General features: G+C 46.0%; 10 protein-coding genes. 2 read left to right on the top strand and 8 right to left on the bottom strand.

All coding sequences use genetic code 11. The features are described 5' to 3' along the window. The first annotated feature begins 530 nt into the window (after positions 1-530). Complete coding sequence (locus tag QUB66_RS08715) at positions 531-854, top strand: helix-turn-helix domain-containing protein (RefSeq protein WP_332968477.1); 324 nt, start codon at positions 531-533, stop codon at positions 852-854. Positions 855-895: 41 nt separating this feature from the next. Beyond that, positions 896-1,288, top strand: a complete 393-nt coding sequence (locus tag QUB66_RS08710; RefSeq protein WP_332968476.1) for a lipase — start codon at positions 896-898, stop codon at positions 1,286-1,288. Between the two features lie 195 nt (positions 1,289-1,483). Here QUB66_RS08710 and QUB66_RS08705 read toward each other — a convergent pair whose 3' ends face one another. The 8 genes from QUB66_RS08705 to QUB66_RS08670 all read right to left on the bottom strand — a co-directional run bounded on the left by QUB66_RS08705 (position 1,484) and on the right by QUB66_RS08670 (position 13,706). After that, positions 1,484-2,272, bottom strand: a complete 789-nt coding sequence (locus tag QUB66_RS08705; protein WP_332968474.1) for a hypothetical protein — start codon at positions 2,270-2,272, stop codon at positions 1,484-1,486. A gap of 16 nt (positions 2,273-2,288) precedes the next feature. Further along, positions 2,289-4,331 (bottom strand): hypothetical protein, encoded by a 2,043-nt coding sequence (locus QUB66_RS08700; RefSeq protein ID WP_332968472.1) that lies wholly within the window; start codon positions 4,329-4,331, stop codon positions 2,289-2,291. Between the two features lie 34 nt (positions 4,332-4,365). After that, on the bottom strand, positions 4,366-5,082 hold the full coding sequence (locus tag QUB66_RS08695; protein ID WP_332968470.1) for a hypothetical protein: 717 nt from the start codon (positions 5,080-5,082) through the stop codon (positions 4,366-4,368). A gap of 46 nt (positions 5,083-5,128) precedes the next feature. Next, positions 5,129-6,259: a hypothetical protein gene (locus QUB66_RS08690; protein ID WP_332968469.1), complete on the bottom strand. Its 1,131-nt coding sequence runs from the start codon at positions 6,257-6,259 to the stop codon at positions 5,129-5,131. Between the two features lie 100 nt (positions 6,260-6,359). Beyond that, positions 6,360-7,367 carry a hypothetical protein gene (locus tag QUB66_RS08685; RefSeq protein WP_332968467.1) on the bottom strand — a complete coding sequence of 336 codons (1,008 nt, stop codon included), beginning with the start codon at positions 7,365-7,367 and terminating at the stop codon, positions 6,360-6,362. Positions 7,368-7,372: 5 nt separating this feature from the next. Continuing rightward, positions 7,373-10,624 carry a hypothetical protein gene (locus tag QUB66_RS08680; RefSeq protein ID WP_332968466.1) on the bottom strand — a complete coding sequence of 1,084 codons (3,252 nt, stop codon included), beginning with the start codon at positions 10,622-10,624 and terminating at the stop codon, positions 7,373-7,375. Positions 10,625-10,640: 16 nt separating this feature from the next. Continuing rightward, positions 10,641-11,357, bottom strand: coding sequence for a hypothetical protein (locus tag QUB66_RS08675; RefSeq protein WP_332968465.1), 717 nt, complete (start codon positions 11,355-11,357; stop codon positions 10,641-10,643). Positions 11,358-11,378: 21 nt separating this feature from the next. Continuing rightward, positions 11,379-13,706: a hypothetical protein gene (locus QUB66_RS08670; RefSeq protein ID WP_332968464.1), complete on the bottom strand. Its 2,328-nt coding sequence runs from the start codon at positions 13,704-13,706 to the stop codon at positions 11,379-11,381. Positions 13,707-13,844: the final 138 nt, after the last annotated feature.

Raw genomic sequence — 13,844 nt, 5'->3', positions numbered from 1 at the left:
CTCTGAGAAGGGTTAAAAGCTCCGGCTCTGACTAGGATCGGTGGTCATAACTGTCAAAAGACCCCGGTTATTTGATTTGTAAGAAGCGTTCTGGTTAAAGAAAAACGTTCAGAATGGGGATTCTAAGGTTGTTTTTCTGACTAACTGTTCGCTTTGAGTCATCCAACAGCCTCACTTGCGACTCGGCTAGAGTTTAGAGTGAGGCAATATTTTTATCAGAAAGGGTATACTCTCAGAAAAGCCAATTATTGGCTTGTATTGGAATGATGGTCATAAGGTTGACCATAAACTATCTTATAACCGATCATAAATTTGATCAAGTAAAGATTTGTTAAAGTTAGGTTGAGGCCTCACCCTCAGTTACTTCTACACCTAGGGCAATCGCATCTAATTTCTGCTTGACGAAATACCTTAAATGTGTAGTTACTTCAAACGAGGGATTTACGACGGCCGTTAGATAAGTTATCCTGGTATAATGTAGGCCGTCTAATCACCTCTGTCGTTACTACGAAGGCTAGTTGGAAACTGGAATGTCAGCAAAAGTAGAAGAAAATGTAGTAGCAGATAGTCAAATTCACAAACGTCTCGGTCAGTTAATTACGGCGTTGGTGGAAGATGAGCGCGTGGGTAGCTCTAGGGAGTTAGGGAGACTAACTGGAATTGCATTCAACACGCTGGCTAACTGGTGCGATGGAAAAGCCGATCCAAGGCTGCAAAAGTTAATGCAGTTTACCTATGCAATAGGTTGGTCGATGACAGAGTTGATGCAGTTTGTAGAAGGGGATGAAGACCCCCACGAGGCGATCGCTCGTAAAAAAAAAGCGCAACAGCAGAAGTACCGAAAAGCGTCTTAACAAGAGAAAAAGATCCATTTATTGAATATTTCAATGCGACGGTGACAGCCGAACAAATCCAGAAACGCGATTTGTTTTTAGAACGTATTAAAGCTGATTTATTACCGGACATAACATCCCGCAAAAGGCTTTATGTCTTGTTAATAGACAGCATGGCAGTTAAGGGTATTTCAGAATTAGATATCTTTGAAAAAATTTCCATTTCAGAGAAATTACTGTCAAAGATTCGGAATCTCGACATGGAATTTCAGTTCGGTCGTTCCTACTTAGAACAGTTAGCGCCCTATCTTTTTCAAGTGGAGGATTGGGAAGAGTTAAGACCTGTTTTTAAGGTGCCATACATCTCTTATCAGGGGTGGGTTGATAATCTTATTGAAGACTTGCAATACAATCGATCGATATGCAGATATACCTCTAGCTTACGAAATCTTTAATAAACCAGAAGTTATATAGCCTTTCTCGCTTTAGTGAGGTACAAATTTTACCTAAAAAGCTTGACTATGTAAGGGTTACAGCCTACCTCAGCATACCTCATCTTTGTGAGAAAGGCTATACAGCACAGTTTCGATGTTGAAAGACGAATGCCAATGGACAATGCTAAAGAGGGTGCATTGATCATGCGTAAATTACTAAGGTTTACGTGGAATTGAGTTTAAAAGATTTGAGTTGGAGGGAATAGGAGGAGAAGGTGTTTGTGGTATCCCAAACAATAATTCACGACTAATTCCTAGCTGCCCTAGTGAAATAACAACAGACATTGATAGATTAGTTTTCTCAGCAGCTTTAGCAATAGCTGTGCCATTTCGAGCTAGAGCGATGAACTCTCGAACTTTGAAGACAACGGGGTCATTGGGAGGCGTGTAACCTCGAAGGATGGCAATGTCTAATCCCCGTTCGATGTCGCTGAGCGCAGCCGTTCGATTGTCTGCTAAAGTTACGCTTGGCTCCTGCCCAGGCACTACCGTAGAGATGGCAATGCCATTATTAGTAGGTTGCCCATTCTGGTGAACGATATTAAAGGTATAAAGGCGTTCAATTCCTTCTGGAGAGCGAGTTTTAACGAATAGGTTAGTAATGTTTGCTGTTGTAGCGCCAGGGAATTGTAAGGGTTGAATTGGTTGGACAAATATGGTTCTAGCTTGGTTAGTTTTTAATTCAGCATCAGTGTTAAAGACAGCCCTGGAAGGATCTGCTAACCGGATGTAAATAATGACTTCACCAGTCTGGCTAAAGTCAATAACGCTGGAACGGCCAGACCATACTTGAAGGTTGGTAGTTGTATTGATTGCTGCATCTCTTCCAACAATTTTTAGCGCTGATGTTTGAGCTTGCCCAATATTAACTGTAGTGAATACAGTGGCAATTATTAAGGCAGGATAAATTAAAGCCAAACTAATTTTTCGAGTGAGTTTGTTCATGGTTATTTTACCTCCGTTATCTTTGCACTGTGACAAAGGCATTGACAAATACTGAAACTTGAGTTCCTTCTGGTACAATCGCTACATTTCCTTGCTTTAAAAGTTCTTGGGCGTTGCGATCCGATCTTTCTCGCAGCCGTTGGGCAGTAGGTGTAAAGAATCCCTCTAAAGCGGCGGCTAGGATGTTAGGTTTAGGCGAGGTTGTGGTTTTAACAGCCGTACTGCCCAAAAAGCCGCTTTGCTGGCTGAAAGTTTCTTGGGCTGGTCGATTGATTATTTCTCCTACCCGCCCCAAGCTGCCAAGAATTCCTACTAAAATATCAGCCTTGGCTATTTCAGAACCTCTGTCAAATAAACTGTCGGCAATGAGAGGTTGGTTATCGGTTCCGCGAACGATTAAGTTTCCGGGAGGAATGGGTACTTGTTGGATGCGGCCAGCAGCATCGGGGTAAACAAGCGCTACTACGCTTTGAGAAACCAGTCGATTTCCGCGCGTGACATTTTCTACTTGAGTGATTAAGACGGTGCCAGATGGTAAGGCGATCGCCCCGTCAGTTGCCATTATGTCTTCGGTCAATTGGACGGCAAACCTTCCGGCTGTCGGGCTTTGACCTGCTTCGTCCCAAATCATCGGCACGATTACAAGAGCTTGACCCGATGACCCGATGGCTATCTCTTTGATTGTTGTACTGTTTTCGGTGGTCGTGCGGTTGAGGATTCCAGCTTCTCCAGGGGTCATTCTATTGGCGTTTGCAGAGGAGCCCGGAACTCCAATTGCGATCGCGGGTATCTCTTGCATTGGTGCAGCAGATTGTGGGCTTTTTGGCGAACTGACTAGCACTGGCTGCGGGTTTTGAGAAATCGGTGGCATCGGCTGCTGTTGGGGCAATGGCACCGGCGCAATTGCTACTGCACTGGGGAGCGATGCCTGTGCTGCTACTGGCGCAATTGCTACTGCACTGGGGGGCGGTGTCGGTACTGGCATTGCTGGCGGCACGGCAGGGTAGCTTGCCGCTGTCATCCCCGGCGCGATCTGGCTAGGGAAAGTTGCGGAACTAGCAGAAATACCTCCAGCATTTAGCTCTTTAACTGCTTGACTTCTGCTTTGCCCCAGAGAAGCTAATTGCGCCCAGCGCTCGTAAGGGTCTACTTTTTCTGGTGAGGGCGACGGGGGTGGTGGCGCAGGTCGAAGTGCCAGCAGTGCGGGTTGCGGCACAGGGCGCGGTAATGGCGTCGGACGAGGGCGAGGCGGGGGCGGTGCAGGCTGCTGTGCAGGGCGCGGTAATGGCGGCTGTGGAGGAGGAATGGTCTGTACCGTCCTTGGTGGCGGATTAAAGTTTTGAACCGGTCTCGGGGGTTGAGACCTTCTAGCGGCTGGTGCAGGTTTTGGTGCAGGCATCGGTTTGGGAGCAGGGGTCGATCGATTTTTAGGTTCAGGCGGCTGAACTTCTAGCGCCCGCTGCTGATCTTGAAATGCCAGCCGACTTTTTAGTTCTCCTGACTCGTCTTCAGAAACTTGAGCAGGTTTAGGGTTCGCCGTCTTTGCCTGTTGGCGGACGGGCTTAGGAGCAAAGAACACAAACCAAAAAAATCCCAAGATGCCGAGAACTGCGCCAGTACCCATTAATACTGAAAACGTCCGAACTTCGGGCTTCTCAGAAACAGAACGGGTTTCTGCTCCTTCGTTGTCCTGTTTAATTCTGTGTTCAGAGGTCAATAATTCATCGGTTTCTCCGTCATGTCCAGCTAATTCTCTTTCCTCCTCACGGCTCAACGGCTCAACTGAGCGCAAGCCGAACGTCTTTTTACCATTGCTGCCAGCGCCATCAGGAGCGTTAGCTGCCTGAAAACTGTTAGAACTGTGGGAAAAGTTATTGGCTTCATTAGAGGAGTTGTTGCCATTAAAACTGTGGGAAAAGTTATTGGCTTCATTAGAGGAATTGTTGCCATTAAAAGGATGGCTAGTTGTGCTGTTAGGTGGCGTATTGTAGGAAACTTCTTCAATTTCATCGGGTTCGCCATCAAATTCCTGTCCATTTTGAAGTTCTTTTTCACTCATGTTTTTATATCCTCTTATTTGGACTTTGAGCCTATTATTTGGGTTGGAATTCAGTAATTTTGTTGATTTCTAAACCGGCCGAGCGAAGGTCGTAAACTTTCTGTTCAAAAGCTGAGGCTTGGCTACCTAGTGGCGGGGTTTGGATTTCTACAGCTTTGATTCTGAAAGTGCGATTGAAAGGAATTCTTTGATCGATTCCTGACGTGCGATCTACAAGCAACCGGGTGGCAATCATGTCAATTTCCCATTCGCCGGGACGGACTTCTCTGGGTTCGGATAAAAAAGAAATGATGACTGTTGCTCGCAATTGACCCGTAAAAACTTTATTGGGGACGAGTTCTGCTATGTCAGGGAGGGAAGCTTTGCCAAAATTGGGTTCTAGGAGTAACGAAGCAAAATAAGTGCTGGTAGGAACTCGTTTAGAATTGACTTTAATCCCTGAATCTGTATCGTTAGTTCCCGGTATTTTATTGTCCCAGTTGAAGGTTAACTCGGCCCAAGTTTTGACAAAGTTTTGGATGACTGAGGGATAACGAAAAAACCGATCTCGTTCCGCTACGTAGTAAGTCTGACCGTTGATTAGCTGGACTTGTGTTGTTTTCATAGCCGCTACTGAGTTGATTCGGTAGGCGATGAAGAGGTGCAGAATGAGGGAGAGGATATTTACTCCAGTTAGGATGAGGAAGCACAATGCCAGTAGATTTTTAGCTTCTGGCAACAATGCTGGTTGTGAAAATCTTTGCAGCTTCATAAAACATTTCGGTAAGTGTGAAAAATCGGTACTTTTAAGAGTGACATCACTTAAATCCTTTGTTCATTGCCAAATTAGCGGCTGCTCCTATGGCGTTGCTCAAAACATCAACGAGTTGTTTGGCATTGCTAGCAATGCCGTTGTACAGAGCAATTCCACCACCACCAGCAATTAATAGAGCTAATCCGGGTGCAAAAATGCTGATTAAAAAGAGAAAGGCAACATCGCTAGCTAATTCGGCTCCAGAATTGATTAGCACGGTGGCTGCTAGTCCGACGACGATGTTGTATCCAAGTTGGACACCAAATAAGCTCAAGAATCCAGTTGCCCAAGCCCAAATAGGCCTGCCCTGTAAGGGAAGTAGGGACAGCCCCATTGCGATTGGGGAAAAGAGTGCTGTTAGTAAAAGCGCTGCTTCAAGGATGTTGACAAACGCCCATTGGATGCTGTACAAGATGAATCGAATGATTGGCACTGCTTTTTCTCGAAACACTGAACCGGGGTCAGTTATAAAAGTTGTGGCATCTTGAGCAGCACCGAGCAAGCTATTATTCCACAGGGTTTCACCAAAAGCCCGCAGCGCTTGCAGAGGGGCAGAGCCGGCGGCTTGCCTTTCAGCTTCGCTAACGATTTTCTGAGCAGCTTCTTGCTTGGAATTCCAGCAAGTAACCAGTTCTTCTCCGACTTTATTTCGGCATTCACCGTAGAGATTTTCTAGTTGTTGGCGGCCGATATTGCTGATAGTGACGTTAGCGATTGCGTCCCTAAATGTCATTTCTCCTAGTTGCGCTTCTAGGACACTCTGGACTTGTCTGTAGGCAAAACTTCTGGTAAAAATGACGGTATTGGCTAGCAATTTGCCGTTAGCGCCGAGGAACAGCATGATGACGAGCGGCCAGACGAACAGTGCTGCTAGTTCTGACCATGATTGTTTTTCGATAATGTCTTTCCCGCTGCTTAGAGTTAAGAACAGGATGCTGACGGCTGCTAGGGTGATGCCGAGGGATACTAAGCCGACCCACAGCCCAGAAGCGATTGGGTCAATAGTGCTAATCCAAACTTTGTCCCAAGATTCTGAGGTAGTCTTAGCTAGGTTAATTGACTCGCTAACGATGTCTAAGGCTGACCCTTCTGCGCCACTTGTTGTTGGTGTAATTTGTGCTAAGAATTCTATCATTTGTTTCTACGAGAAAACTTCGACTTTGTATTGGACAACACTGTCTGTATGCACGCAAATTAGGCAGATAATTGGGGATTCAATTTAACTGCTCGGAGCATTAATCGGGAGCGACGAACCTGTTAGTTGAAATCGGGGTTGTGCTGCTGCCACTCGGTTTTCCCAAGTAGCCGCCGCCGGGGAGCATCAGCATTCCCGCCTGATAGCTGGCTTGATTTCCAGACGCAGTGCTGCCTCGGCGCTCTCCCGTGTTGATCGCGGATATTTCCTTAGCAGCTTGCGACAGCAGCACGTTATTAATGGCTCGATCTGTGCGAGCTTGCTGAGCTTCCTGTAAATTTCGCATCTGGACTTGTGCGCTCAATGCGGTCTGTTGGGATAGGTTTTGGAGAATTTGTTGAGTAACGTCGAGGCTCTGGGATTCTTCGCCCAATTGGACGTTTTGTTCGGTATCTTGGCGAGTGGCTTCTAATACTTGGAAGCTGTTGTTTTGAGCTTCTTTGCTGAGGGTTGCTCCGTCAGCTATGCCGATAGCGGCGCTGCGCTGAGCTTGAGCGTCTAAGTCAGACATGATGTTATATGAACCTTTGCCGTCTAATTTGCTCGATTTAGTTTCGAGTAAATCTGATAGTTTTGTTCCTTCTGTCTGGGATGTTGGAGCTTTAATAATTTGGCTGCTGACTTGGCTCAAATCAGGAATTTGGATAGCTCCGAGAGAGGAGGAAAGGAGTTCGTTTAAGGAGCCAAATAGCTCGTTTTGCACGAACCCTTGGATGTCGCCGATAAAATCGTTGACTTGTTTGAAAACATCTGCAATGGGAGCTAAGAAACTTCCCGCAGTTGGGGCTGGAGCTTTCACAGCCGCTTCTTGTGTACTTGGCAGGAAAATGTTTTGGGCTGGAGATTTCACAGTCGCTTCTTGTGTACCGGGTACGAAAACGCTTGGGGCTGGAGTTTTTACAGTCGTTTCTTGTGTACCGGGTACGAAAGGAGGAGTTGTTTGAGCTAAACTTGGCCTGATTTGAACGATTAATTCCCAACTGGCTAACAGGGAAACTGCTGCTAGTTTTGTAGCAGGTTGCTGCATTAATTGAAGTTGATATTTCATGGCAGTTATTTGGGGATTTTTGCAAAAACTTGAGACTTGTTACTGCGAACGTCGGATGCTACTTTTGGCTGAGCATTGCCAGCTATGGTGGCAATTTCTAAATTTTGACCAATGTGGTCGAAGCCTTTTCCTTCTTTCACCGCTGCAATGTATTCTTGGGTGAAATGCTTTAGCCCTTGAAGCTGCCCTTTGAGGGTAGGAGGATATTGAGCCATGATGCGATCTCGGGCTTCTTTTTCATTTTGATTGTTAGCAACTGATGCCAACATCATCTCTCCGGGGTAGAATCGCGATCGCCAAAATCTTCCTCCTTTCTCAATTAGCCAGCAGGAGTAGAGGTCAGCAGCTCTGGGTAGAAAAGATTCCGTTGCATTTGAACTGATAATTTGCGGGTCGTACCCCAAATATTTGTGAGCGGCTGCTACTCCAGAATTGGTGATTCTGCCGCTAATTCGGTAGACCATATTTTGTAGAATTTGCGCTCCTGCCGAACATTCGCAGATAGCATCAAAATCTTGGCTCAATAGCAAGACGGCTATGCCATCTTTTCTACCAGTGGCGCAGAGTTCACCGACAACTGATGCAAAACCATCTTTTTTGAGTAGGACGCTCAATTCATCTCCAATAAATAAGCTTTTGGGGTGAGAAAGAGCGTTGCGGATGCAAGCAGCATGGGCGTTAATTGCCATTAAATAGGCATCTTGTTCGTTAGAAAGTCCCGATAGGGCGAAGAATTTAACAGCCGGTTCAGGGGAAAATGTGCTGGGCTGACCGATGGCTTTTCCTAAGCGGGATGTTAGCAAAGCATTTCCTTGGCTGAGGATTTGATTGATGGCTAGTCTGTCTAACTCCTCAAAGGACTTAAGATTGAGCCTTTCTTTGCTGCAAAACCTTAGCAAGTCTTGGAGAGTTGGTATTTGCTGCCATTCGGGCGATCGCCACCCTCTTTCAAATGCCTTGTTGTAGCGAGCGATGATTTCTGGATCTCTGAGGTACATATCGAGCATTCGTAGGATAATCGAATCTACCCGCTGGGCTAAGTGGGGATTGTGAATTTTGCCCATTGCGATCGCCACCACAGCTTTGCGGATAAATTCTTTCCAAGATTCCATCCGCCGTTCTCTTTCAGCTTTGTCGAACTTGCGGAGGTCTGGCGGTTCTACTAAATTGCTAGACCCTTGGCTGATATCGTAATATGCGCCTTGGTCGCCCAAAAGTTCGATCGCGGTTTTGAAGGTACTGTTACCTCCGCTGCTGATGTCCATCCCGACAACAGGGATGTTATTAGCTAATGCTTCAATGGCAAAACGCCACCCTAAAATGCTTTTGCCCGAACCCGATTCGCCAGTAATTAAAGCGCGGCTAATTTGGCTGTAGAACAAGTCAATAAAAATTGGCTTGCCGCCTCGATGGGTGATAAATTCAACTCCTTTTTTATCCAAATCGCGGGGAACTGTGAGGGGCAGAATTCCAGCGGCAGTTTCAGTGTCGAGGGTAAGGCGACGTTCGCTCAAAAATGAACCGCTATGCAGCAACCATTTCCAAGTAATGGGCAGGCATTGCAGCCAAATATCCCAGGCAACGTTCCGCTCGCGGATGACTTTTGCAGTTCCAAAACTATTAGAGAGTACGTTGCAGGCTTGGCTCAATTCTTCCGCTGTGTTTCTGTACACTAAAAAGGCAACGGCTGCATTCAGGGGTACTGCTCCTTGGTAAAGCCGGCGCTGGGCATCGAAAGATTCCTCTTGTTTAATTTCAGCGCCAATATCGCGCCCTTGCCCTTTAGTTACAGCTCTACTACTAGCGGCTTTTGCTCCTTTTGCTTGTCGGGCTAAGTTATCATTAATTACGAGGGAATTTCCGGCGCTAATTTCTACCCAAGCTTCTGTATCGCGGACGTAGCTTGAGGACATCACCTCCCAAATCCATTTCAATTGCTGGCGGGTATTAATCCAGCCTGCGGGCGCGTCATACATTGTCAGGACAGCGCATTCTTTTCCCTTTCCCGTTAGATAGACACGGTTGTTGCTCTTGCGGTGTTCGGGGCAGGAGGATACGCCATTCGTTCCTTCAATTAAAACTGTACAAATGTGTTTTTCAGTTGTCTTAATTTCGCTGAGTTGATAGCCAGAAGGCGTTTCTTCAAGTTTAACAATTTGAGGGATTTGCGGTGGTTTACTGCTGTTAAATCGCAGCCACAGCCACTCCCAAAGCTCTGACGAATTCATGGGACTGATTTCAAGTCCCATTTTGGTATTCAGGAGAATTTCCCAGCGGAGGAATCCTTGTTCAAAAGAGTTGAGGATCAGCTTCGTGTAAAATTGCTCTCTGTAAATTCGCGTGTTGCCCGCAATGGTTTCCACAATCGAATCGCACAATTTTTTGACCCCATCAATGGCTTTGCCAATGAAATCCCTGGAGATGGTTTCACCTTCGTTATCGGCCGTCCAAGTACAGAAAGCAATTTGCTCCCATACCTGCCTGGTACCTTGATGAGTTTGTTGGCGGAGGCGGCGCTGTTCATTTCTGAGCAGTACAGATACGGGTTGGAGTTCAGCGGTGTCAGCTAGTTGTTCTAATTCTTTTTGCCGAGCAGCATCGCTACTGTAACAACCGGTGCAGAAAGTGATTTTTTCACTGGGTGGGATGTCTTTCATTCCTTCTTCAAGAGAAGCTGCAAATGCCGATACTTCGCTCCTAAATAGTAGGTTATGAAGTCCTCGGAGGCGGAATCCAAATACCAGTTGGTAGCTAGTTCCGTTATTGAGGAGCATCCCAGACACTTGCCTGCCATCTTTTTCAATTTCCACCAAACAGCAGAGGTTGATTTCATTTTGGAAAGGCATAAATTTGCTCCTTCCACCATATTGATTGGGTACAATTTTGGGCTTCAATTTGATTCGGATTTGCGAATCGTAAGGTTTGCCTTGGATGCTAGGAGGGCGCAGGGAAGAGATGGGAGAAATATAGAAGCTGTCGCCGCTACACCACTCATCTCCGGGGGGCTTGCGGAATTTGTCAGTAAAAAGGTGGGGTTGATTTCCTGTTAGGAGCCACCAGCTTACAATCAGCCAAAGCGAGACAGTGAAGAACCAACCCAGTCCCAGGCTAAATAGACCCATCGTCAAGATGTATGCAATGGCGGTTAAGAAGCACCAAGGTAGAATTTGATTGGCAGGGATGAACCCGATACTTGCTTGTTTGCCCAGGATTTTATTGACTCTGATAAAGTCTTTTTCGGGATCTTGCAAAGCCATTGGTGACTCCTTTTTCTTAGTTCCAAAAGGTCAAACTTGTAATCACTCCCAGCGGAGGAAGGTTGGGAACCAAGCCGGCTGTAGTACCGCTGCCGTCGCCGACGAACAAGAAGGTAACAACGTCTATGGCAATTACAATGCCGAAGGCGAGGGCAATTTGGGTGACAATTGGCCGCCAATCATTGCCTTGCTGCGCTTGGTTGTAAGCGAATAAAGCTGCGGCGGCTACTAATAAGAGAAATACGCCTCGAATGGCATTGAAAATTAAAACGATGGTTGATTCGTCAATGGCTGTTCCTCCTCCGGCGGCTCCCGCTTCGGTTGCGAGATTGGTCATAAATGCTTGGAGACCGCTTAGAAAAATGGCTTGGGCTGGGGTTTGAAAGTTATTCAGGAACATTGTTACTGTGATGACGGCAACGGTTAAGTGCCAGAAGCGAATTTTGCTGCCCAGCAGTTTTTCGAGGATGGGAATGCTGCGGGCAATTTGCCACAGTCCGAAGAACACCAGAGATGCACAGCTAAATACGCTGACAAATAAGGGCTGGACAAGAGTTAGATAAATGGTTGCCATTAGGCAAATTGCGATGAATGCCAAGTCAGCATTATTTAGCTGGAATTTACGCATGAATTTGCTAAAATTGCTGCGGCGTTTGTGGGTAATGCCTTGGTTAGCAACGCTGGTGCGATCGCCATGAGAGCGGTAGTTGTTGTTCAAGTAATCGTTTTGCATTGGGTTTCTCCTCAAAGTAGTTTAAGCTTGCAATTCGTCGCGGTCTTCTCGCGACTGTTCTTTGCGTTCTGGCGAGGTATAGTTGTAGTTTTTAGATGCTTGAGAATCTCTAAATTGAGTTTTTTCTTTCTCTGGCGAGCCGACTACAGCCTCCATTTCTTCAACAGCAATGTGACACTGCCGAACGTCTGGCGGCTTTCCTTTGACCAGAACGGCATCGAACACTTGTGCGTCACCTTGGCGGGGGTCAGTTCCTATCAGTTGTTTTGACCCGTCCGGCAGATCCAGTATTTCAAATTCGTATTTGACTGCTCCTGGAGTGCCGTCTTCGCGGCGCGATTCTTTCCAAGGAAACACTGGATCTTTTTCCCCGTTAAAGCGTTTGGGGAAGGTGTCCTGAAACTTTTCAACTAAAGCCTGGGCAGTTGCTAGCTTGTTGTATTCTTCTTCCGACTGAGGCAATTTGAAAATGGCTTCTCTTTCTTCTGGAGTTAGCTTGTCCCGATCCGGCTCAAATTTCCAGCGTTCGCCATTCTTGGTTCCCGAAAAGATTTCGGTATGATCGCTGCCTTTTACGACAACTTTAACTTCGTTGTTTTCAGCAGTTACATTCAAGCTGCCGCCACCATCAAAAGCAATACCCGATTGGGGAGGCTGCCCCGTAGCGAAAGCATAATTGACTAAGCAATCTGCTACAGTTTCTCGTTGCTGCTGTACTTTTGTTTGAGCTACCATTTTACTAAGAAGATCCTCTGGTTCGCTTTCCTCCTTGTCGATACTGTTAGGTGCAGTAACTGTGGGCTGAATTTTTTGACGAGTTTCTGGCACTTGTGAATTAGGATTAAATTCTGATTCCAGAGGCATCTGAACGGTCATTTTATGTTCCAGTTTGTCAACGATGCTTTCAAGGCGATCCAACCTTTTTGAGAGGTTGCCTAAATAGTCTTGAATTTGGTCTAACTGTTCGCTAATGCTGGTATCTTTATCGAGCTGTAGAGGTCTAGATTTCTGGGAGTTTGGGTTGAGCTTGCTCTCTAGCTCGCCAATTTTTTCGCCAATTTGAGCTGCCTTGGCTTCGGGATTGTTGATTTTAACTTTCTCGGTGCCCTTGGCTTCAATGTCGCGATCGCTTCTCTGAGGCTGGCTCGTTTCCAATTCCTCTGGTTCAGTTGCAGCAGGCGGTTCTAATACCTGCTTAGCCCGTTCAGCAAGTTTTTCAGTGCGGGTATCTATTGCCTCTATGCCCGAAATGACATCAGCGTGTTTAGCACGAGTCGCAACTTGGTCAGCGCGATCGTTTAATGAGTCAATTTGTTCGAGAATTTTTTCGAGTTTTTCTGCCTGTTCCTTTTCCCTCGCTCGTTCAATGTAATCAATTAGCTCCCCAATACTCTTTGCTCCAAGTAGACCCATTAAAGAGGCAGTTTGAACGGTTAAGCCACTTACGGTTAATCCGTTAATTTCGCTTCCCATAGAAGCGACACTTGCTCCTTGGCGATCGGTTTCTTTTAGAACAGTTTCAAGGGTGTCGAGTAAAGGATATTTTGCTTCGGGCTGTTCAGCCACTTTTTGCTTTATTTGTCCGTTATCATTCTGATTGTGAACGCTGCGATTTTTAGATATCTTGCCCAATACACCATTGGGGATAGGAGCATCATCATCATCAGAAAGTAGTTCTTCAATATTATCTTCTTCCTCCTTTTTTTGCGTTCTGCTGGTAGCATTTTTAGAAGCTACTGACTTTCCTAGCTGCCGTTTGGACTGCGATGACTTGCGAGTTTGCGTATTTTGGCTGGGAAGGTCTGCATCTTCTTCTAGATCGCTTAAGTCATCCTCCAATTCATCATCTAGTTCTTCATCAAATTCTTCGGAAATGCTGTCCTCCTCTAAATCATCAGTGGCATCCAGCCCGATTAAGTCCATAATTTGGGATGGAGTATAGTAATTGTTATTGTCTTTGGTTTCAACGTCAGCCTGTTTCAGATTTTTTACTAAATAGACACCGCTGGTTCTTTGGCTGGGGTCTTTAGTTAAATAGAAAACAAAGCCAGACACTTCACCTTCTTTTCCTTCAGTAACTAAATCCATGCTGACACTAGCTTTGTGATTGCCAGATTCATTGATTCTGTCGGGTCGTTTGTTGAAGGATTCAACGAAGTTTTTGAAATCCTCCCAGTCCTCAATGTCGCCTTCTTCTTGGATTGTTTCTATGGCAGCATCGAGGGTTTCCTGAATGTGTTCTAGCTTTTTGACGTGCTTGGGATCTGTGGCTGTTAGGACAGACCAAGTACGCTTTGGGGCAGAAAATTGTCTTTTGGAGTTTGGCTTAGTTGAGAGTTTGGCAGCCATTTTTTCTCACCTCCTACGAGGAAATTAGATGCGACCGTTAGGTTCGATATTGAACTTTCAGCAGTGCTTTAGATTGTCAAACAGTAATACTTCGGACAGTTTTTGATGATCAACGACAGAATAAGGGTTTGAGGCTAG

Origin of the sequence: Microcoleus sp. A2-C3, assembly GCF_036706065.1 — a bacterium.
Classification (GTDB): domain Bacteria; phylum Cyanobacteriota; class Cyanobacteriia; order Cyanobacteriales; family Microcoleaceae; genus Microcoleus.
The sequence above is the reverse complement of the archived record's forward strand: the minus strand, read 5'-3'. Positions and strand labels throughout refer to the sequence as shown.